The following is a 19,997-nucleotide window of genomic DNA, read 5'->3' as shown; positions in this document are numbered from 1 at the left end:
TGTGCGAAATTTGATACTTGTGGGGCCCATGGGCGCTGGTAAAAGCACCATCGGACGCCTGTTGGCCAAAGAGCTGCGCCTGCTGTTCAAGGATTCCGATAAGGAAATCGAACTGCGATGCGGCGCAAACATCCCGTGGATTTTCGACAAGGAAGGCGAGCCGGGTTTCCGTGATCGCGAGCAAGCGATGATCGCCGAGCTGTGCGCGCTCGACGGTGTGGTTCTGGCCACCGGCGGTGGCGCGGTGATGCGAGAGGCTAACCGCCGGGCGCTGCATCAGGGTGGCCGGGTGATCTACCTGCATGCTTCGGTCGAGCAGCAAGTCGGTCGCACTGCGCGCGACCGCAATCGCCCGCTGCTGCGCACGGCCAATCCCGAGGCGACCTTGCGCACCTTGCTGGAAACCCGTGACCCGCTCTACCGCGAGATCGCCGACCTGGTGGTTGAAACCGACGAGCGGCCACCACGCATGGTGGTGATCGATATTCTCGAGCGCTTGCAGCAGTTGCCGCCCCGTTAACCCGGGACTATTCTCGGCTTCCAGCGCCGAGGCGAGGCTCAACGTTATCGCGCAGGTCGCCGGATGGCGCCGCGCCCAAGTACATTGTGGGGATACATGCAGACACTAAAGGTCGACCTGGGCGAGCGTAGCTACCCGATCTACATTGGCGAAGGCCTGCTGGACCAGCCCGAGCTGCTGGCACCGCACATCGCGGGTCGGCAGGTTGCCATCGTTTCCAACGAGACCGTCGCGCCGCTGTATCTCGAACGCCTGAGCAAGGCCCTCGGTGCCTACTCGGTACTGCCAGTGGTGTTGCCCGATGGTGAAGCCCACAAGAACTGGGAAACATTGCAACTGATCTTCGATGGCCTGCTGACAGCCCGCCATGATCGTCGTACGACTGTGGTCGCTCTGGGTGGGGGCGTGATTGGTGACATGGCTGGTTTCGCTGCCGCCTGCTACCAGCGCGGCGTCGACTTCATCCAGGTGCCGACTACCCTGTTGTCTCAGGTCGACTCTTCCGTGGGTGGCAAGACCGGCATCAATCATCCGCTGGGCAAGAACATGGTCGGTGCTTTCTATCAGCCCAATGCGGTGCTGATCGATACCACCAGCCTCAAGACCCTGCCAGCGCGCGAGCTGTCTGCAGGCCTGGCTGAAGTGATCAAGTACGGGCTGATTTGCGACAAGCCGTTCCTCGCCTGGCTCGAAGACAATATGCAGGCACTGCGTGCCCTCGATTCGGCAGCCCTGACCGAGGCCATCCGCCGTTCTTGCGCGGCCAAGGCTGCAGTGGTGGGGGCCGACGAGCGCGAGTCTGGCGTACGGGCCACGCTGAACCTGGGGCATACCTTTGGGCATGCTATCGAAACCCATATGGGCTATGGCGTGTGGCTGCACGGCGAAGCCGTGGCGGCGGGCACAGTGATGGCTCTGGAAATGTCCATGCGCCTTGGCTGGATCGATCAGGCTGAGCGCGATCGTGGGATCCGCCTGTTGCAGGACGCAGGTTTGCCGGTGGTGCCACCACAGGAAATGACCCCGGCGCATTTCATGGAGCACATGGCGGTCGACAAGAAGGTGCTCGACGGCCGTTTGCGTCTGGTGCTGCTGCGCCAGATGGGCGAGGCCGTGGTGACCGACGACTATTCGAAAGAGATTCTCCAGGCCACGCTGTCGGCGGATTACCGCGCGATCGTGGCCCAGCTTTGAGGTTGTGACAGCGCAATGACAAGTTTGCATGCCGATGAGGCCTTTCTCGACCATTACCAGTTGAGCCATGATCCGTTCGCGCCCCGCGTACCTGGCTTCAAGTTCTTCCCGGCCCAGCGCAAGCCCGTGCTTGGCCAACTGCACCACCTGGCGCGCTATAGCCAGTTGATGCTGGTGGTCAGTGGCCCATTGGGCAGCGGCAAGTCGCTGCTGCGCCAGGCCCTGGTGGCCAGTACCAACAAGCAGGCTGTGCAAAGTGTGGTGGTGTCAGCCCGCAGCGCCAGCGATGCCTCCAGTATGCTCGCGCAGGTCGCGCAGGAGTTGGGTGTCGCCCAGCCCGAGGTGCAGGCGATCCTGTCGAAGGTGGTGCAACTGGCACTGACCGGGCAGGAAGTGTATTTGCTGGTGGACGATGCGGAACAACTCGACGAGTCTGCACTCCAAGCGTTGCTGGAATTGGCGGCGGGGGTACCTGAAGGGCGTCCGCACGTGTTTCTGTTCGGTGAGCCATCGCTGATTGCCGGGCTGGACGAGCTCAATGTCGAGGAAGAGCGGTTCCACATCATCGAGCTTGCGCCCTACAGTGAAGAAGAAACCCGCGAGTATCTGGAGCAGCGCCTGGAAGGGGCAGGCCGGGGCATCGAGGTGTTCAGCCGTGAACAGATCGCCGATATCCATGAAAACTCCGACGGCTGGCCTGGCAACATCAATCAGGTCGCCCGTGACACTTTGATCGAAACCATGATCGCCAGCCGCTCGACGGCCAAGCGACCAACCATGGGGTTCAAGATGCCTACAAAACATGTACTCGCGTTGTCCGCTGTGGTCGTGGTTGCCGTTGCGGCCGCGGTATTGATGCCCAAGAAAGGCGACAAGGCCCCTGCCGAAGCGCCGGCCGCCCAAGCCCAGTTGCCGCTGGGCGATGGCAAGCAGGGCGCTGCCATCGAGTTCTCTGGCTCTTCCCAGCCAATGCCGCTGCCTCTGGTTGGCCAGTCGCAGCCGGTGATGCGCGAACCGCTGGCCCAAGCCGCAGGCATGGGCGAGGGTGAAGAGGGAAGCCCGGCTGGCGACACCGCGCTGCAGCCTGGCAACCCGCCACCTACCGTGACCACCATCGCCCCGCCACAAGGTGTGCCGGCTGGCCCGGCGCCTGCCCAGCCGGTTGCGCCTGCGCCGAAGCCTGTCGCAACCCAGCCCGTCAAGCCGGTTGCACCTGTAAAGCCAGCACCAGCGCCGACCCAGGTCGCCGTGGCCAAGCCGGCCCCCAAAGCTGCCGAAAAACCAGCCGCCGCTAGCGCTGGTAATGGTGGCTGGTATGCCGGGCAGAAGCCTGGCAACTATGTGGTGCAGATCCTCGGAACCAGCTCCGAAGCGTCGGCCCAGGCTTACGTCAAGGCCCAGGGTGGCGACTATCGCTACTTCAAGAAAACCCTGCAGGGCAAGCCCCTGTACGTCGTGACTTACGGCAGTTTCGCCAACCGTGACGCAGCGGTTGCGGCAATCAAGAACTTGCCAGCGAAGGTCCAGGCTGGTAAACCTTGGCCACGTACCGTCGCCAGCGTCCAACAAGAGCTGGCCGCGGCCCGCTGATACCTTCCGGGCGGCATCACCCCGCCGCCCAGTAGCTAAGCGAATTCTAGCTTTCGACTAGCCTGCTGCGCCCGAGCGCGGCAGGCTTTTCTGTCCCGGACTGCCGGCCACAAGCCCCTAGTTGCAGTCATGGCTGAAACGCTTCAGACTCGAGTCAAGCCGCTATCACGGCGCATGGCGCAAAAACATTCAAAATTGCGACATAAATTTTCAATGCCGAGACATGAAAATTTGTGGGCATCGCTGTCGCTGTGCAACAATGGTTTTCCATGACCACCGCAAAAAAGCTGGCGTTTGATCGGCGTGGATGGTAAGTGGTTGTTAAAAAAGAGATTTACCTCCGTTGAGAGGTGAACCTGGTGAGAATGTGTCTATGAAAACAGGTCTGTACCATCCCGAAGAATTCAAGGACAACTGTGGTTTTGGCCTGATCGCCCATATGACGGGCGTGCCGAGCCACCACCTTCTGCAAACTGCCATGCAGGCGTTGACGTGCATGACCCACCGCGGCGGCATCAATGCCGACGGCAAGACCGGTGACGGTTGCGGTCTGCTCATGCAGAAGCCCGATCAGTTCCTGCGAGCCGTGGCCCAGGAGCACTTCGCTGTCGAGCTGCCCAAGCAGTACGCCGTCGGCATGGTGTTCTTCAACCAGGACCCGGTCAAAGCCGAAGCTGCCCGCGCCAACATGGACCGCGAGATCCTCGCCGCCGGCCTGAAACTGGTCGGTTGGCGCAAGGTGCCGATCGACACTAGTGTACTCGGCCGCCTGGCCCTGGAGCGCCTGCCGCAGATCGAGCAGGTGTTCATTGGCGGTGAAGGCCTGAGTGACCAGGAGTTCGCCATCAAGCTGTTCAGTGCCCGTCGTCGTTCGTCGGTGGCCAACGCCCATGACGTCGACCACTACATCTGCAGCTTCTCGCACAAGACCATCATCTACAAAGGCCTGATGATGCCGCGCGATCTCGCGGCGTTTTACCCAGACCTGGGTGACGAGCGCCTGCAAACCGCGATCTGCGTGTTCCACCAGCGCTTCTCCACCAACACCCTGCCAAAATGGCCGCTGGCGCAGCCGTTCCGCTTCCTCGCCCACAACGGCGAGATCAACACCATCACCGGCAACCGCAACTGGGCCGTGGCTCGTCGCACCAAGTTCGCCAACGACCAGATCCCCGACCTCGAAGAGCTCGGCCCGCTGGTCAACCGCGTCGGTTCCGACTCGTCGAGCATGGACAACATGCTGGAGCTGATGGTTACCGGTGGCATCGACCTGTTCCGCGGCGTGCGCATGCTGGTACCGCCAGCATGGCAGAACGTCGAGACCATGGACGCCGACCTGCGCGCCTTCTACGAATACAACTCCATGCACATGGAGCCGTGGGATGGTCCGGCCGGTATCGTCATGACCGAAGGCCGCCACGCGGTGTGCCTGCTCGACCGTAACGGTCTGCGCCCGGCGCGCTGGGTGACCACCACCAATGGCTACATCACCATCGCCTCGGAAATCGGCGTATGGGGCTATCAGCCTGAGGAAGTGCTGGCCAAGGGCCGTGTCGGCCCGGGCCAGATCCTTGCCGTGGACACCGAAACCGGCCAGATTCTCGACACCGACGCCATCGACAACCGCCTGAAGTCGCGGCACCCATACAAGCGCTGGTTGCGTCAGCACGCTACGCGTATCCAGGCGACACTGACCGACGACCAGGGCGTGGCCAGCTACGACGCTGACCAGCTCAAGCAATACATGAAGATGTTCCAGGTTACCTTCGAAGAGCGTGACCAGGTGCTGCGCCCGTTGGGTGAGCAGGGCCAGGAAGCCGTTGGTTCGATGGGTGACGACACGCCGATGGCCGTGCTGTCGCAGCGCGTGCGTTCGCCGTACGATTTCTTCCGCCAGCAGTTCGCTCAGGTGACCAACCCGCCGATCGACCCGCTGCGCGAAGCGATCGTGATGTCGCTGGAAATCTGCCTGGGTGCCGAGCGCAACATCTTCCAGGAGTCCCCGGAGCACGCTTCGCGGGTAATCCTAAGCTCGCCGGTCATCTCGCCTGCCAAGTGGCGTTCGCTGATGAACCTGGAGCGCGAAGGCTTCGACCGCCAGCTGATCGACCTCAACTATGAGCAGAGCGTCGGCCTGGAAGCGGCCATCCGCAACATTGCCGACCAGGCCGAAGAAGCTGTGCGTGGGGGCAAGACCCAGCTGGTGCTGAGCGACCGTTATATCGCCCCGGGCAAGCTGCCGGTGCACGCGTCGCTGGCCGTTGGTGCCGTGCATCACCGCCTGACCGAACAGGGTCTGCGTTGCGACAGCAACATCCTGGTGGAAACCGCTACCGCCCGTGATCCGCATCACTTCGCCGTGCTGCTGGGCTTCGGTGCCTCGGCCGTTTACCCGTACCTGGCGTATGAAGTACTGGCTGACCTGATCCGTACCGGCGAAGTGCTGGGCGACCTGGACGAAGTGTTCAAGTACTACCGCAAGGGTATTTCCAAGGGCCTGCTGAAGATCCTGTCGAAGATGGGGATCTCCACCATCGCCTCGTACCGCGGTGCACAGCTGTTCGAAGCCATCGGCCTGGCCGAGGAAGTGGTAGGCCTGAGCTTCAAGGGCGTGTCCAGCCGCATCAAGGGTGCGCGCTTCGAAGACCTGGAAAACGACCAGAAGCTGCTGGCGGCCGAAGCCTGGAGCGCGCGCAAGCCGATCCAGCAAGGTGGCCTGCTGAAGTTCGTCCACGGTGGCGAATACCACGCCTACAACCCGGACGTGGTCAACACCCTGCAAGCGGCCGTGCAGCAGGGCGACTACGCCAAGTTCAAGGAATACACCACGCTGGTGGACCAGCGCCCGGTGTCGATGATCCGTGACTTGCTCAAAGTGAAGGTGGCCGACCAGCCGCTGGCGCTGGAGCAGATCGAGCCGCTGGAGGCGATTCTCAAGCGCTTTGACTCGGCGGGGATCTCGCTGGGTGCACTGTCGCCGGAAGCTCACGAAGCGCTGGCCGAGGCCATGAACCGCCTGGGCGCCCGCTCCAACTCTGGTGAAGGCGGCGAAGACCCGTCGCGCTATGGCACCATCAAGAGTTCGAAGATCAAGCAGGTGGCCACCGGCCGTTTTGGTGTGACTCCGGAGTACCTGGTCAACGCCGAAGTGCTGCAGATCAAGGTTGCCCAGGGCGCCAAGCCCGGTGAGGGCGGCCAGTTGCCGGGCGGAAAGGTCAACGGCCTGATCGCCAAGCTGCGTTATGCGGTGCCTGGCGTGACCCTGATCTCGCCACCTCCACACCACGACATCTACTCGATCGAAGATCTGGCCCAGCTAATCTACGACCTCAAACAGGTCAACCCGCAGGCGCTGGTATCGGTCAAGCTGGTAGCCGAAGCGGGCGTGGGCACCATCGCCGCTGGTGTGGCCAAGGCCTATGCAGACCTGATTACCATCTCCGGTTACGACGGTGGTACCGGTGCTTCGCCGCTGACCTCGATCAAGTATGCCGGCGCCCCTTGGGAGCTGGGCCTGGCGGAAACCCACCAGACCCTGCGCGGCAACGACCTGCGCGGCAAGGTGCGTGTGCAGACCGACGGCGGCCTGAAAACCGGCCTGGACGTGATCAAGGCGGCCATCCTCGGTGCCGAAAGCTTCGGCTTTGGTACCGCGCCAATGATTGCCCTGGGCTGCAAGTACCTGCGCATCTGCCACCTGAACAACTGCGCCACCGGCGTGGCCACCCAGAACGACAAGCTGCGCAAGGACCACTACATCGGCACCGTCGACATGGTGATCAACTTCTTCACCTTCGTCGCCGAAGAAACCCGCGAGTGGTTGGCCAAGCTGGGCGTGCGCAGCCTTGGTGAACTGATCGGCCGTACCGACCTGCTCGATGTGCTGCCAGGTGACACCGAACGCCAGCAGTACCTGGACCTGTCGCCGCTGCTGGGCAGCTCGCACATTCCGGCGGACAAACCGCAGTTCTGCGAGGTCGACAAGAACCCGCCGTTCGACCTGGGCGAGTTGGCCGAGAAGATGGTTGATATGGCCATGCCGGCCATCCGCGACCAGGCGGGCGGCGAGTTCAGCCTCGACATCTGCAACTGCGACCGCTCCATTGGTGCGCGTGTGTCGGGCGAAATCGCCCGTCTGCACGGCAACCAGGGCATGGCCGCGGCGCCGATCACCTTCCGCTTCAAGGGTACTGCGGGCCAGAGCTTTGGCGTGTGGAACGCCGGTGGACTGAACCTGCACCTGGAAGGCGACGCCAACGATTACGTCGGCAAAGGCATGACCGGTGGCAAGGTCACCATCGTGCCGCCAGCCGGCAGCCCGTTCGAAACCCAGCACAGCGCCATCGTCGGCAACACCTGCCTGTACGGTGCCACTGGCGGCAAGTTGTTTGCCGCAGGTACTGCGGGCGAGCGCTTCGCTGTTCGTAACTCCGGCGCCCATGCTGTTGTCGAGGGCACTGGCGATCACTGCTGTGAATACATGACCGGTGGCTTTGTCTGCATTCTGGGCAAGACCGGTTACAACTTCGGTTCTGGCATGACTGGCGGCTTTGCCTACGTGCTCGACATGGACAATAGCTTCGTCGACAAGCTCAACCACGAGCTGGTGGAAATCCAGCGTATCAGTGGCGAAGCGATGGAGGCCTACCGTAGCCACCTGGCGCGTGTCCTTGCCGAGTATGTGGATGAGACCGGCAGCGAGTGGGGGCGTGAGCTCTCGGAGAACCTGGACGACTACGTGCGGCGCTTCTGGCTGGTCAAGCCGAAGGCAGCCAACCTGAAGCAACTGCTGTCCAGCACCCGTGCCAACCCGCAGTAAAAACAGCTGCAAGTGGCAAGCCCCGAGCTGCAAGTAAATGGCAGTTCGAGGTTTGCCCGGCTTAAGTGATCGTCTTGCGGCTTGCAGCTTGTAGCTTGCAGCTGCTGTAAAGAGGTTTTGAAAAATGGCTGAACGTCTGAACAACGACTTCCAGTTCATCGAAGTGGGCCGAAAGGACCCGAAAAAAAAGCTGCTGCGCCAGCGCAAGAAGGAGTTCGTGGAAATCTACGAACCGTTCAAGCCGCAGCAGTCCGTAGAGCAGGCGCACCGCTGCCTGGGCTGCGGTAATCCGTATTGCGAGTGGAAGTGCCCGGTACACAACTTCATCCCCAACTGGTTGAAGCTGGTCTCCGAAGGCAACATCCTGGCCGCGGCGGAGCTGTCGCACCAGACCAACACCCTGCCGGAAGTATGCGGCCGTGTTTGCCCGCAAGACCGCCTGTGCGAAGGGGCCTGTACCCTGAACGACGGCTTCGGCGCGGTGACCATCGGCTCGGTGGAGAAGTACATCACCGACACCGCCTTCGCCATGGGCTGGCGTCCGGACATGTCCAAGGTCAAGCCAACCGGCAAACGCGTCGCCATCATCGGCGCCGGCCCGGCGGGCCTGGGCTGCGCCGACGTGCTGGTGCGCGCTGGGGTAACCCCGGTGGTGTTCGACAAGAACCCGGAAATCGGCGGCCTGCTGACCTTTGGCATCCCCGAGTTCAAGCTGGAAAAGACCGTGCTCAGCAACCGCCGCGAAGTCTTCACCGGCATGGGTATCGAGTTCCGCCTGAACACCGAGGTGGGCAAGGACGTGACCATGGAACAGCTGCTCGCCGAGTACGATGCAGTGTTCATGGGCATGGGTACCTACACCTACATGAAGGGTGGCTTCCCGGGTGAAGACCTGCCGGGCGTGCATGACGCACTGGACTTCCTGATCGCCAACGTCAACCGCAACCTGGGCTTCGAGAAGTCGCCGGAAGACTTCGTCGACATGCAGGGCAAGAAAGTGGTGGTGCTGGGCGGTGGTGACACCGCGATGGACTGCAACCGTACCTCGATCCGTCAGGGCGCCAAGGCGGTGACCTGTGCTTATCGTCGTGACGAAGCCAACATGCCGGGTTCGCGCAAAGAGGTGAAGAACGCCAAGGAAGAGGGCGTGAAGTTCCTCTACAACCGCCAGCCCATTGCCATTGTGGGTGAGGACAGGGTCGAAGGCGTCAAAGTGGTCGAGACCCGCCTGGGCGAGCCTGATGCCCGTGGCCGCCGCAGCCCTGAGCCCATCCCGGGCTCCGAAGAGATCCTGCCGGCAGATGCCGTGGTGATCGCCTTCGGCTTCCGCCCGAGCCCCGCGCCGTGGTTTGAGCAGCATGGTATTCAACTGGACAGCCAGGGCCGTGTGGTTGCCCCGGAGAAGGGCCAGTTCAAGCACCAGACCAGCAACCCGAAAGTGTTCGCCGGTGGCGACATGGTGCGTGGTTCGGACCTGGTGGTGACTGCGATCTTCGAAGGGCGTACGGCCGCCGAGGGTATCCTCGACTACCTCGAAGTCTGATTGGCGACCTATTCGCGGGCATGCCCGCTCCCGCAGGTTTAAGCGCAGAACCTGTGGGAGCGGACATGCCCGCGAAGCTTTTGTATACAAAAACGCTTGATCTGTGGCATCCAATAGACAAAACACATGGCCATGGCCGTGCCTTTTGCGCTGGTGTCTGAGAAAATGCCCGCACTATTTTTCCGGATGCCGACATGACTGCCCTGAAGAACGATCGTTTCCTGCGTGCTCTGCTCAAGCAACCCGTAGACGTCACCCCGGTGTGGATGATGCGCCAGGCCGGCCGCTACCTGCCGGAGTACCGCGCCAGCCGCGCCAAGGCCGGTGACTTCATGAGCCTGTGCATGAACCCGCAGTTCGCCTGCGAGGTCACCCTGCAGCCGCTGGACCGCTACCCGCTGGACGCGGCGATCCTGTTCTCGGACATCCTCACCATCCCCGACGCCATGGGCCTGGGTCTGTACTTCGAAACCGGCGAAGGCCCGCGTTTCAAGAAGGTCATCAGTACCCCCGCCGACATCGAAGCGCTGCCAGTCCCGGACCCACAGAAAGACCTTGGCTACGTGATGGACGCGGTCAGCACCATTCGCCGTGAGCTCAATGGTCGTGTGCCGCTGATCGGCTTCTCCGGCAGCCCGTGGACCCTGGCCACCTACATGGTCGAAGGCGGCTCGTCGAAGGACTTCCGCAAGACCAAGGCCATGGCCTACGACAACCCGCAAGCCCTGCACATGCTGCTGGACAAGCTGGCCCAGTCGGTCACCAGCTACCTGAACGGCCAGATCCTGGCCGGCGCCCAGGCCGTACAGATCTTCGACACCTGGGGCGGCAACCTGTCGGCGGCAGCCTACCAGGAGTTCTCACTGGCCTACATGCGCAAGATCGTCAGCGGCCTGATCCGCGAGCATGAGGGGCGCAAGGTGCCGGTGATCCTGTTCACCAAGAATGGCGGCTTGTGGCTGGAAAGCATCGCCGACGCAGGTGCCGACGCGCTGGGCCTGGACTGGACCTGCGAGATCGGCGATGCCCGTCGCCGCGTGGGTGACAAAGTAGCCTTGCAAGGCAACATGGACCCGACCGTGTTGTACGCCAAGCCCGAGGCCATCCGCAAGGAGGTGGCGCGCATCCTGGCCAGTTATGGCCACGGCACCGGCCATGTATTCAACCTCGGCCACGGCATCACGCCGGAAGTTGACCCGGAACATGCGGGTGCATTCATCAACGCCGTGCACGAACTGTCGGCGCAGTACCACCAGTGACTTGATGCATTGCACAGTAAACCCGGCTTCGATGCCGGGTTTTTTGTACGTTAAGTTTGAATTCAGCGATCGTCGCTAATCTGGTCCCATCGAAACCGAAACAGGACCCGATTATCATGAAAATCCGTTATCTCGCCCTCATCTTCGCCCCCTTGTTCAGCACTGGCGCATTTGCCGCTGGCTACACCGGCCCTGGCGCCCAGTCGGTAACCACTGTTGCCGCCGCCAATGACGCTGCCGATGACACCCCGGTTGTACTGCAGGGGTTCGTGACCAAGAAGATCAACAACGACGACAAGTACGAGTTCAAGGACAACACCGGCACCATCACTGTCGAGATCGACGATGAGGACCTGCCGCCGACGCCGTTCAACGACAAGACCAAGGTGAAGCTGACCGGTGAGGTGGAAAAGCACCTGATGAGCCGGGAAGTGGATGTGGATATTGTCGAGATCATCAACTGATCTGATGGCCTCTTCGTGGGCACGCCCGCTCCCGCAGGTTGTGGGCGCGGGCGTGCCCACGAATGCATCACACCGTTTTGGGTGGTAGCTTGCTCAAGTGCAACGCCACCAGCAATGCCGCCGCCAGCAAGCTGCCAATGAACAGCCCGATCCCGTTCCAGCCCCACTGGTGCCAGAACACTCCGCCCGCCGTACCGGCCACGCTGGAGCCGGCGTAGTAGCAGAACAGGTATAGCGACGACGCCTGTCCCTTGGCCTTCAGCGCCCGGCGGCCGATCCAGCTGCTGGCCACCGAGTGCGCACCAAAGAAGCCGAAGGTGAACACCAGCATGCCCACGATCACCATCACCAGTGGACTGGCCAGTGTCATCAGCAAGCCACTCGCCATTACCACGATGCTGGCCCAGAACACCTTGCGCCGGCCCAGTTTGTCCGCCAGGGCGCCGACCTGTGCCGAACTGTAGATGCCTGACAGGTAGACCACCGACAGCAAGCCGACCAGTGCCTGGTTCATGTGGTAGGGCTCGGCCAGCAGGCGGTAGCCGATGTAGTTGAACAAGGTGACGAAGGCGCCCATCAGCAGAAAGGCTTCAAGGAACAGCCAGGGCAGGCCGGCGTCCTTGAAGTGCATGACAAAACCGTCCAGCAGGCTGCGCGGGTTCATCGTCTGTGCGCGAAAATTGCGTGACTCCGGCAGCACCTTCCAGAACACCAGCGCAGCCACCAGGGCCAGGCCGCCAATGGTCAGCATCGCCGTGTGCCAGCTGACGAAGTCGATCAATACGCCCGTGATGAGCCGCCCGCTCATGCCGCCAATCGCGTTGCCGCCGATGTACAGGCCCATGGCCAGGCCAATGTGCTGCGGGTGGATCTCTTCGCTCAGGTAGGTCATCGCCACTGCTGCCAGGCCGCTCAGCGACAGGCCGACCAAGGCGCGGGTGGCCAGTACCAGCTCCCAGCTGGGCATTACGGCGCTGGCCAAGGTGGACAGGGCGGCGCAGACCAGCGCGAACACCATCACGGGCTTGCGTCCGATGCGGTCAGAAATGGGGCCGGTGATCAGCAGGCCGAACGCCAGCATGGCGGTGGACACCGACAGCACCAGGCTGCTCTGTGCCGCGTTGATGGCAAACTCACTGGATAGCAGAGGCATCATCGGCTGTACGCAGTACAGCAAGGCGAAGGTGGCGAACCCGCCGCTGAACAAGGCCAGCACGGTTTTCATGAAGGCGGGTGTGCCTTTTTCGATCCACATTTCGCTCAGGATGGCAGGCTTTGGCTCAAGGAGGAGGGGGGCTACTGCAGTTTTCACGGGAGGGTACCTCTGGCGCAATGAAAAAAGCATATAGCTGCCTAACGATTAGATCCAATATATTGTTCGACCTATTTGAGACGTCTGGCGACTTATTTGGAGCGGATCATGGAACTGCGTCATCTGCGTTACTTCATTGCTGTGGCCGAAGAGCTGCACTTTGGCCGCGCCGCCCAGCAGTTGGGTATTTCCCAGCCGCCCTTGAGCCAGCAGATCCAGGCTCTGGAGCAGGAGCTAGGGGCCCGGCTGTTCGAGCGTACCAACCGTCGTGTCGAACTGAGCGAGGCCGGTCGATTGTTCCTCGAGGAAGCGCGCCAGGTATTGGCGCAGGTTGAGAAGGCTGCGGATGTAGCCCGGCGTGCGCAGTTGGGCGAGCTGGGGGAGATGAAAATCGGTTTCACCTCCTCGGCCCCGTTCACCTCGAAAATCCCCAAGGCCATTCATGCCTTCCGTCAGCGCTTTCCGGCGGTGCACCTGAACCTCAAGGAAATGAGCAGCCGTGACGTTGCCGAAGGGGTATTCGACGAGTCCATCGAGGTGGGGTTGATGCGGCCGATGCCGCTGCCGGAGGGGTTGGTGGCCACCGAGTTGTTCCGAGAACCGTTGGTGGCGGTGATCAATGCCTCGCATCCGCTGGCCGAAGGCACTGAGCAAGGCGTCTACATGGCGGCGTTGGCCCCTGAGCCCTTCGTGTTCTTCCCGCGCAGTTATGGCAGCGGTTTGCATGCACAATTGCTGAGCCTGGCGCGGCATGCGGGTTTCAGCCCCCATTTTGCGCAAGAGGCAGGTGAAGCGATGACCATCATCGGTCTGGTCTCGGCGGGGCTGGGGGTGTCGGTGTTGCCGGCTTCGTTCCAGCGCATGCGCATAGAAGGGGTGGTGTACCGTACCTTGCTCGATGAAGAGGCGATGACGGCGGTGTGGCTGGTGCAGCGCGAGCGCGGTCATTCGGTGATGGCCAAGGCATTTACCGAGTTGTTGACAGGACAGGTGGTCGGTCAGGCGTGATGCCGGTCAAATGGCACTGGTCATTGCCCCCATGCCGCCACATACTCGGGCATTCGTTGATACACGGAGGTCAAGCATGCGGCGCGTGGTGTTCAATCAAAAAGGTGGCGTAGGCAAGTCGAGCATTGCCTGCAACCTGGCGGCGGTCAGTGCCAATGAAGGTTACCGGACCTTGTTGATCGACCTGGATGCCCAGGCGAACTCGACCCAATACCTCACCGGCCTGACCGGCGAGGACATCCCCATGGGCATTGCCGATTTCTTCAAGCAAAGCCTTTCCAGCGGGCCGTTCAGCAAGAAGAACAAGGTCGATATCTACGAAACCCCGTTCGACAACCTGCATGTGGTCACCGCCACTGCCGAGCTGGCCGACCTGCAGCCGAAGCTGGAGGCCAAGCACAAGATCAACAAGCTGCGTAAGCTGCTCGACGCACTGGACGAGGATTACGAGCGGATCTATATCGATACCCCGCCGGCACTGAACTTCTACGCAGTTTCTGCGCTGATCGCTGCTGATCGCGTGCTGATCCCCTTTGACTGCGACAGCTTCTCTCGCCAGGCCTTGTATGGCCTGTTGGCCGAGATCGAAGACCTCAAGGAAGACCACAACGAAGACCTGATGGTCGAAGGCATCGTGGTCAACCAGTTCCAGTCACGTGCCAGCCTGCCACAGCAGATGCTCGACGAACTGCTGGCCGAAGGGTTGCCGGTGCTGCCGGTGTACTTGGGCAGTTCGGTGAAAATGCGCGAATCGCATCACGCCAGCCTGCCGCTGATTCACCTGGAACCGCGGCACAAGCTGACTCAGCAGTTTGTCGAGTTGCATTCGCTGCTTGAAGAGAACGCTTAAACCCCGTGGCTACGCAGCCACTCCAGCAATGACTGGAGTGGAAACGCCCCGGCTTGGCGGCTAATTTCGCGGCCGTTCTTGAACAGCAGCAGGCTGGGGATCGAGCGTATGCCCAGTTGCCCTGCGAGGTTACGGTTGGCTTCGCTGTCGAGCTTGGCCAGGCGGCAGCGGCCAGCAAGTTGCCGAGCGGTCTCTTCGAAGGTGGGGGCGAATGACTTGCACGGGCCGCACCAGTCGGCCCAGATGTCGACCAGCAGCGGCAGGTCGCCTTTGATCTGGCTGGCGTAGCTGGCTTCAGTCAGTTCGAAGGGGGTGCTCAACAGCACATCCTTTTTGCAGCGACCGCATTTCGGCGCATCGCCCAGGCGCTCGGCGGGCAGGCGGTTGAGGCCGTTGCAGTGGGGGCAGGGGATTACCAGTGGGTCGGTCATTTCATCTCCGGTGTTGGGTTCACGGTTTCCTTGTGGGAGCGGTGCTAATCAGGAAGAGCAGCTTATTTCCAGGTGTTTGCCCCACTCTGGCGGTCGCTCGGCGTAGGCCTGCATCCCGGGCTGCTCCTCAAAAGGTCTGGCCAGGACTTGGTGCAGCCGTCGAACTTCACTGTAGTCCCCCGCCTCGGCCGCTTCGATGGCGTTCTGCGCCAGGTAGTTGCGCAGCACGTACAGCGGATTCACCGCATGCATCCGCTCACGACGGCCTTCGGCATTACCGGGTTCACGCCCACAGCGGGCCAGGTAGTCTGCGCCCCAGGCATCGAAACCGGCCAGGTCGATAAAGTCATCACGCACTACCTGCAGTGCCTCAGCCACCGGCTGCTCACCCAGTTTGCGGAAGAACAGGTTGTAGTCCACGCCACCGCGTTGCATGCACTGCAGCAGGCGCTCGACCAGCCCCATGTCGTCATCTTCGGCCGTGGTCAGCCCCAGGCGCCGGCGCATCAGGTCCAGGTAATGGGCCTGGTACAGCGGCAGGAACAGGCCCAACGCTTCCTTCAGCGGCTCAACTTCGATCACGGTGGTCAGTGCCTGGGCCAGCGCGCTGAGGTTCCAGTGGGCGATGGGCACCTGGTTGGCGTAGCTGTAGCGGCCACGGTCGTCGGAGTGGTTGCAGATGAAGTTGGCATCGAAGTCGTCCAGAAACGCGTACGGGCCGAAGTCGAAGGTGATGCCGAGGATCGACATGTTGTCGGTGTTCATCACGCCGTGGCAGAAGCCATACGCCTGCCAGCGGGCGATCAGTTCGGCATTGCGCTCGACGATGGTGCGGAACATGGCCAGGTAGGGCTGCTCGGCGTCACTGCATTCGGGATAGTGTTGTTCGAGCACGTGGTCGATCAACACGCGCTGCTGCTCGGGCTGCTTGGTGTAGTAGAAGTACTCGAAATGGCCGAAACGCACATGGCTCTGCGCCAGACGCGTCAGCATGGCCGCGCTTTCACGGGTTTCGCGCCACACCGGGGTGCTGGAACCGATCACGCACAGCGCCCGGCTGGTGGCGATGCCCAGGGCGTGCAAGGCTTCGGAAGCGAGGAACTCGCGGATCGACGAGCGCAGCACAGCGCGCCCATCACCCATACGGGAGTAGGGGGTCTGGCCGGCGCCCTTGAGGTGCAGGTCCCAGTGTTCGCCAGCGTCGTTGAGCACTTCGGCCAGCAGCAGGCCACGGCCGTCGCCCAGACGTGGGTTGTACGAGCCGAACTGGTGGCCGGAATAAACCATCGCCCGAGGGTCGGCCTCTTCCCACAGCTTGTGGCCGCTGAACAGCTCGGCGAACACCGGCAGTTCGGCCTGGGCGGGGTCGAGGTCGAGCAAGGCCATGGCCGACTCGCTCGCTACCACCAGGCGCGGGTCTGCAATGGGTTCGGGCAGCACCTGGGTGGAGAACGCATCGCCCAGACGGGCGAAGCGGTTGTCGAAGGTGAGTTGGTCGAGGGCTTTCACGGGACTGCTCCTTGGAATCGGTGCCAATGGGGCCACTTGGCGGCCCTTCGCGGCTGCCCCCCTACAAAGAACATGCAGCGCCTGAAAGCAGTGCGGTCCCTGTGTAGGAGCGGGTTCACCCGCGAACGAGGGCGAAGCCCTCGCAGCCATGTTGCACACAATAAAGTATTCGAGCCTATTCAGGCCGAAGCAGTGCCATCCGATTTCGGCTGTTCCATCGGAATCAATTGCTGCTTGCTGCCCTTCGCGTCCATCAAGAATACCTCTACCTGGCGCACCGAGATCTTGATGTTGTGGGCTTTGAACTCGCGGTTGATGTACCGGTTGATCTCGTCCAGTGTCGGGTTGCGGTCGCCCAGGTCACGAACGTGCATGCGCAGTTCGTGGTCCAGCGAGCTTTCGCCGAAGTTGAGGAAGTACACGATCGGTTCCGGATCTTTGAGCACGCGTGGGTTCTCATGCGCGCCCTTGAGCAGCAGGTCACGCACCAGGTCGAGGTCTGAGCCATAGTCGATGCCCAGCTTCAGTGTCACCCGGGTGACCGTATCGGTCAGCGACCAGTTGATCAGTTGGCCAGTGATGAAGGTCTTGTTGGGGACGATGATGTCCTTGCGGTCGAAGTCGGTGATGGTGGTGGCACGGATGCGGATCTTGCTTACCGTGCCCGACAGGTTGCCGATGGTGATGGTGTCGCCAATCCGTACCGGGCGCTCGAACAGGATCATGATGCCGGAGATGAAGTTGGCGAAGATTTCCTGCATGCCGAAGCCCAGGCCTACTGACAGCGCGGCCACCAGCCATTGCAGCTTGTCCCAGCTCACCCCCAGGGTCGACAGGGTACTGACGATGCCGATGCCGACGATGGTGTACGACAGCAACGTAGTAGTGGCGTAGGCACTGCCTTGGGCGAGGTTCAGGCGTGACAGCACCAGTACTTCCAGCAGGCCTGGCAAGTTGCCGGCCAGGGCGAAGGTGATGCCGACGATCACCAGTGCGCCGAGCAGGTCGCCGAGGCTGATCGGTACCATGCTGGCGGCGGCGCCGGTGCCGCTGGTGTATTCGTAGAGGACGAAGTTGTTGAGGTAGGCGAACACCGAGATCAGGTCGGCCCATACCCAGTACAGGCCGGCGATGAAGCCGCCGAGCAGGGCCAGGCGGATCAGGCGCAGCGACTGCTGGTTGACCTGTTCGATATCCAGTGTTGGCTCTTCGGTGATGACTTCGCCATCCAGGCCTTCCTTGGCCGCTGCACGCTTGCTCAACGCACGCTGGTAGGCCAGGCGTCGTGCAGCCACCGACAGGCCGCGCACGAAGGCGGCTTCGATCACCAACCAGAACAGCAGCAGGTACAGGGTATAGATCAGTCGGTCGGTAAGCTTCAGTGCGGTGTAGTAGTAGCCGAAGCACACGGCGACGAACAGGGCGATGGGCAGGGCGGTGAATGCTACGCCCACGGCCCTGCGGAACAGCGAGGTGTCACGGTGTGCCGGGCTGCTGAGCAGCAGGCGGCTGAGTAGCCAGGCCATCAGCGCATAGCAGGTCAGTACCACGCCGATGCCCAACACGTCGTCTGCCAGTGCCGAAGGCTGGTGCTCGGCCACCGCCACCACGCCGACCAGTGCCAGCACCACGGTGCCCAAGCGGCGAACCCAGCCGCGCAGGAACTCGACCTGTGGTTTGTGCCAGCGGAAGTGAACTTCCGCCACGCCACCGGGAGCGAGGATGCGGTAGGCGGTGTAGAACACCAGCCAGGCCTGGGCCAGCTGCCAGAGTGCGGCGCCCAGGTTGGCGTTCTGCCCACGGGCGTCGATCTGCAGGGCATAGCTGCACAGCGCCAGGCCAAGGCTGACCGGCATCGCCAGCAGAATGTTGATAAGGATTGCCTGGGGCGTGTGCCATTGGCTGTCTCGGCGGAAGTGGCCGATATCCTGGTGCACTTTGCCTAACCGTTGGTAAAGGTATTTGCGCCGCCACAGCAGCGCACCGATCACCAGTAGCAGTGGCAGGAACAGCAGCGGGCGCTGGCTCAGGCCATCGGCCAGCTCTTTCAGGCCGGAACCCCACGGCAGTTTGGCGACTTGGTCGGCCAGGCGCTCTGGCACGTATTGCAGCCAGTCCCAGTCCAGCGGCTTGTTGCTGGGGATCCAGAACATTTGCTCGTCGAGGGTGGTGCGTAGGCTCTGCGCAGTGCCCAGCAGCTGCTTCTGGTTGAGTTGCAGGGTGATCGATTCGTTGAGCAGCGCCGACAGTTCGCGGTTCAGCCGCTCCAACAGGTCGCTACGGGTGATGGCTACATCCAGCAGGGCCTTGCGCAGCTGCGGGGTCACATCTTCCTGCGGTTGCGCCGCCAGCAGCTTGTCGACGTAGGTGACCGGGCTGCTCATCTGCTCGCGTTGCTGGTTGACTTCGAACTGGTACAGGCGGGTGTCGGCGATCTGGTCGGCCAGGTCGCGGTCGACCTTCAGGTGCGGCAAGGTCTGTTTCTGCTTATAAAGGATCTTCGACAGTAGCAGGCTTCCCTTGAGCACGTTGATCTGCTCGTCAAGCGCCTGGTCGGCCTGGGTCAGGCTGTCGAGCTGCTGCTTGGTGCGCAGGTTCTGCTGGGTCAATTCGTTGAGGCGATCGGTGCTTTTGAGCAGGTAGTCGGAAAGCTTGAGGTTGATCGCGCTCTCAGTGGCCAGCAGGCTGCTGCCGCCGGCCTTCTGAGCCTCGATCGACTGCTGGGTGACGGCTTCCTGGGACTGGGCCAGGCGTTTGTCGTTGATCAGCGTCTGCAGGTCCTGGATTTCCTGCTCCAGGCGCGCAGCACGCTCGACCAGCAGGTCATGACGCGCATTGCCGAGGTCTTGCAGCACGCTGTTGCCGGCCAGCTCCTGGCGGCGCAGCAGGGTCAACGCGTTGAGCGAGGCCAGCTCGGCGTTGAGCTGGTTGCGTTGGTCGGCATTGATGGATTTGCCGCCGTCCTTGCCGGTTTTGAGGATGCTGTTGATCTGCTGGGTGCGGGTCTGGCTGCTGCTGATCTCGGCCTGGGCGCGCTCGGGGCGGGTTTGCGAGTTGATGATCAGGCTGTTGGCTTCAGACAGCGCCTTTTGCAGTTCGCCCTGCTGCGTGTTGCGTTCGCTGAGCATCTGTTCAAGCTGTGGCACGGTGAGGTTGGCGTAGCGCTGGGCCACCGGTTGTGCCTTGGTTTCCTTGAGCCTGGCCAACTCCTTCTGGCTGTCACTGGTCTCTTTGGGGGCACTGCTCAGTTGCTGCTTCAGTGCAGCAAGCTTCTTCTCGCTATCTTCCTTGGCAGCAAGCAGGCTCAACGTTTGTTCGAGCACCTGCTGCAGCGCCTTCTGGTCTGCCTCGGGCAGCTTGCGCTCGGCGATCTTGTCGAGGCTGTTCTGGATGCTGGCGGTGGTCGGGGCTTCTGCCGCGGTAGCCGCAAAAGAAAGGAACAGGCACAACCCGAGCAGGGCTGTGCGAAGGTACACGCGCAGGGACATAGGCAGGCTA

Annotated in this window: 13 protein-coding genes; 9 read left to right on the top strand and 4 right to left on the bottom strand. The window is 62.0% G+C overall.

The features are described 5' to 3' along the window. Position 1 precedes the first annotated feature (1 nt). The 7 genes from aroK (at position 2) to ACF8RA_RS10770 (ending at position 11,389) form a co-directional block, all read left to right on the top strand. Positions 2–520 carry a shikimate kinase AroK gene (gene aroK, locus ACF8RA_RS10800; RefSeq protein ID WP_176684787.1) on the top strand — a complete coding sequence of 173 codons (519 nt, stop codon included), beginning with the start codon at positions 2–4 and terminating at the stop codon, positions 518–520. A gap of 96 nt (positions 521–616) precedes the next feature. After that, the gene (gene aroB / locus ACF8RA_RS10795) at positions 617–1,714 is read left to right on the top strand and encodes a 3-dehydroquinate synthase (protein WP_003249149.1); all 1,098 of its coding nucleotides are present in this window, start codon (positions 617–619) and stop codon (positions 1,712–1,714) included. 15 nt (positions 1,715–1,729) lie between these two features. Further along, positions 1,730–3,304, top strand: coding sequence for an SPOR domain-containing protein (locus tag ACF8RA_RS10790; protein WP_209969437.1), 1,575 nt, complete (start codon positions 1,730–1,732; stop codon positions 3,302–3,304). Between the two features lie 373 nt (positions 3,305–3,677). Continuing rightward, the gene (gene gltB / locus ACF8RA_RS10785; RefSeq protein WP_392519154.1) at positions 3,678–8,123 is read left to right on the top strand and encodes a glutamate synthase large subunit; all 4,446 of its coding nucleotides are present in this window, start codon (positions 3,678–3,680) and stop codon (positions 8,121–8,123) included. Between the two features lie 124 nt (positions 8,124–8,247). After that, positions 8,248–9,666, top strand: coding sequence for an FAD-dependent oxidoreductase (locus tag ACF8RA_RS10780; RefSeq protein WP_176684790.1), 1,419 nt, complete (start codon positions 8,248–8,250; stop codon positions 9,664–9,666). 194 nt (positions 9,667–9,860) lie between these two features. Continuing rightward, positions 9,861–10,925, top strand: a complete 1,065-nt coding sequence (hemE, locus tag ACF8RA_RS10775) for a uroporphyrinogen decarboxylase (RefSeq protein ID WP_209969449.1) — start codon at positions 9,861–9,863, stop codon at positions 10,923–10,925. Between the two features lie 116 nt (positions 10,926–11,041). Then, entirely contained in the window at positions 11,042–11,389 is a 348-nt protein-coding gene (locus ACF8RA_RS10770; protein WP_176684791.1) for a YgiW/YdeI family stress tolerance OB fold protein, read from the top strand. Between the two features lie 67 nt (positions 11,390–11,456). Here ACF8RA_RS10770 and ACF8RA_RS10765 read toward each other — a convergent pair whose 3' ends face one another. Further along, positions 11,457–12,644 carry an MFS transporter gene (locus ACF8RA_RS10765; protein ID WP_245355316.1) on the bottom strand — a complete coding sequence of 396 codons (1,188 nt, stop codon included), beginning with the start codon at positions 12,642–12,644 and terminating at the stop codon, positions 11,457–11,459. Positions 12,645–12,809: 165 nt separating this feature from the next. Between ACF8RA_RS10765 and ACF8RA_RS10760 the strand changes: the two genes are divergently transcribed. Both ACF8RA_RS10760 and ACF8RA_RS10755 read left to right on the top strand, forming a co-directional pair. Further along, positions 12,810–13,709 (top strand): LysR family transcriptional regulator, encoded by a 900-nt coding sequence (locus tag ACF8RA_RS10760; protein WP_176684793.1) that lies wholly within the window; start codon positions 12,810–12,812, stop codon positions 13,707–13,709. Between the two features lie 76 nt (positions 13,710–13,785). Then, a complete protein-coding gene (locus tag ACF8RA_RS10755; RefSeq protein ID WP_176684794.1) occupies positions 13,786–14,559 on the top strand; it encodes a ParA family protein in 774 nt (257 codons plus the stop codon). Here the strand turns inward: ACF8RA_RS10755 and trxC are convergent. The 3 genes from trxC to mscK all read right to left on the bottom strand — a co-directional run bounded on the left by trxC (position 14,556) and on the right by mscK (position 19,987). Beyond that, the gene (gene trxC, locus ACF8RA_RS10750; RefSeq protein ID WP_176684795.1) at positions 14,556–14,990 is read right to left on the bottom strand and encodes a thioredoxin TrxC; all 435 of its coding nucleotides are present in this window, start codon (positions 14,988–14,990) and stop codon (positions 14,556–14,558) included. The genes ACF8RA_RS10755 and trxC overlap by 4 nt on opposite strands. Before the next feature lie 48 nt (positions 14,991–15,038). Further along, the gene (selO, locus tag ACF8RA_RS10745) at positions 15,039–16,499 is read right to left on the bottom strand and encodes a protein adenylyltransferase SelO (RefSeq protein WP_176684796.1); all 1,461 of its coding nucleotides are present in this window, start codon (positions 16,497–16,499) and stop codon (positions 15,039–15,041) included. A 179-nt stretch (positions 16,500–16,678) separates the two neighbouring features. Continuing rightward, positions 16,679–19,987, bottom strand: coding sequence for a mechanosensitive channel MscK (gene mscK / locus ACF8RA_RS10740; RefSeq protein ID WP_176684797.1), 3,309 nt, complete (start codon positions 19,985–19,987; stop codon positions 16,679–16,681). Positions 19,988–19,997: the final 10 nt, after the last annotated feature.

Source organism: Pseudomonas sp. FYR_5 (assembly GCF_043106315.1).
GTDB lineage: Bacteria > Pseudomonadota > Gammaproteobacteria > Pseudomonadales > Pseudomonadaceae > Aquipseudomonas > Aquipseudomonas putida_Y.
Note: the sequence above shows the minus strand (reverse complement) of the source record. Positions and strands in the feature narration are given on the sequence as shown.

Bases quoted from the DNA above. Each gene is read 5' to 3' on its own strand.
- aroB (WP_003249149.1), top strand. From the start codon at position 617: ATGCAGACACTAAAGGTCGACCTGGGCGAGCGTAGCTACCCGATCTAC.
- ACF8RA_RS10790 (WP_209969437.1), top strand. From the start codon at position 1,730: ATGACAAGTTTGCATGCCGATGAGGCCTTTCTCGACCATTACCAGTTG.
- gltB (WP_392519154.1), top strand. From the start codon at position 3,678: ATGAAAACAGGTCTGTACCATCCCGAAGAATTCAAGGACAACTGTGGT.
- ACF8RA_RS10780 (WP_176684790.1), top strand. From the start codon at position 8,248: ATGGCTGAACGTCTGAACAACGACTTCCAGTTCATCGAAGTGGGCCGA.
- hemE (WP_209969449.1), top strand. From the start codon at position 9,861: ATGACTGCCCTGAAGAACGATCGTTTCCTGCGTGCTCTGCTCAAGCAA.
- ACF8RA_RS10770 (WP_176684791.1), top strand. From the start codon at position 11,042: ATGAAAATCCGTTATCTCGCCCTCATCTTCGCCCCCTTGTTCAGCACT.
- ACF8RA_RS10765 (WP_245355316.1), bottom strand. From the start codon at position 12,644: ATGTGGATCGAAAAAGGCACACCCGCCTTCATGAAAACCGTGCTGGCC.
- ACF8RA_RS10760 (WP_176684793.1), top strand. From the start codon at position 12,810: ATGGAACTGCGTCATCTGCGTTACTTCATTGCTGTGGCCGAAGAGCTG.
- ACF8RA_RS10755 (WP_176684794.1), top strand. From the start codon at position 13,786: ATGCGGCGCGTGGTGTTCAATCAAAAAGGTGGCGTAGGCAAGTCGAGC.
- trxC (WP_176684795.1), bottom strand. From the start codon at position 14,990: ATGACCGACCCACTGGTAATCCCCTGCCCCCACTGCAACGGCCTCAAC.
- mscK (WP_176684797.1), bottom strand. From the start codon at position 19,987: ATGTCCCTGCGCGTGTACCTTCGCACAGCCCTGCTCGGGTTGTGCCTG.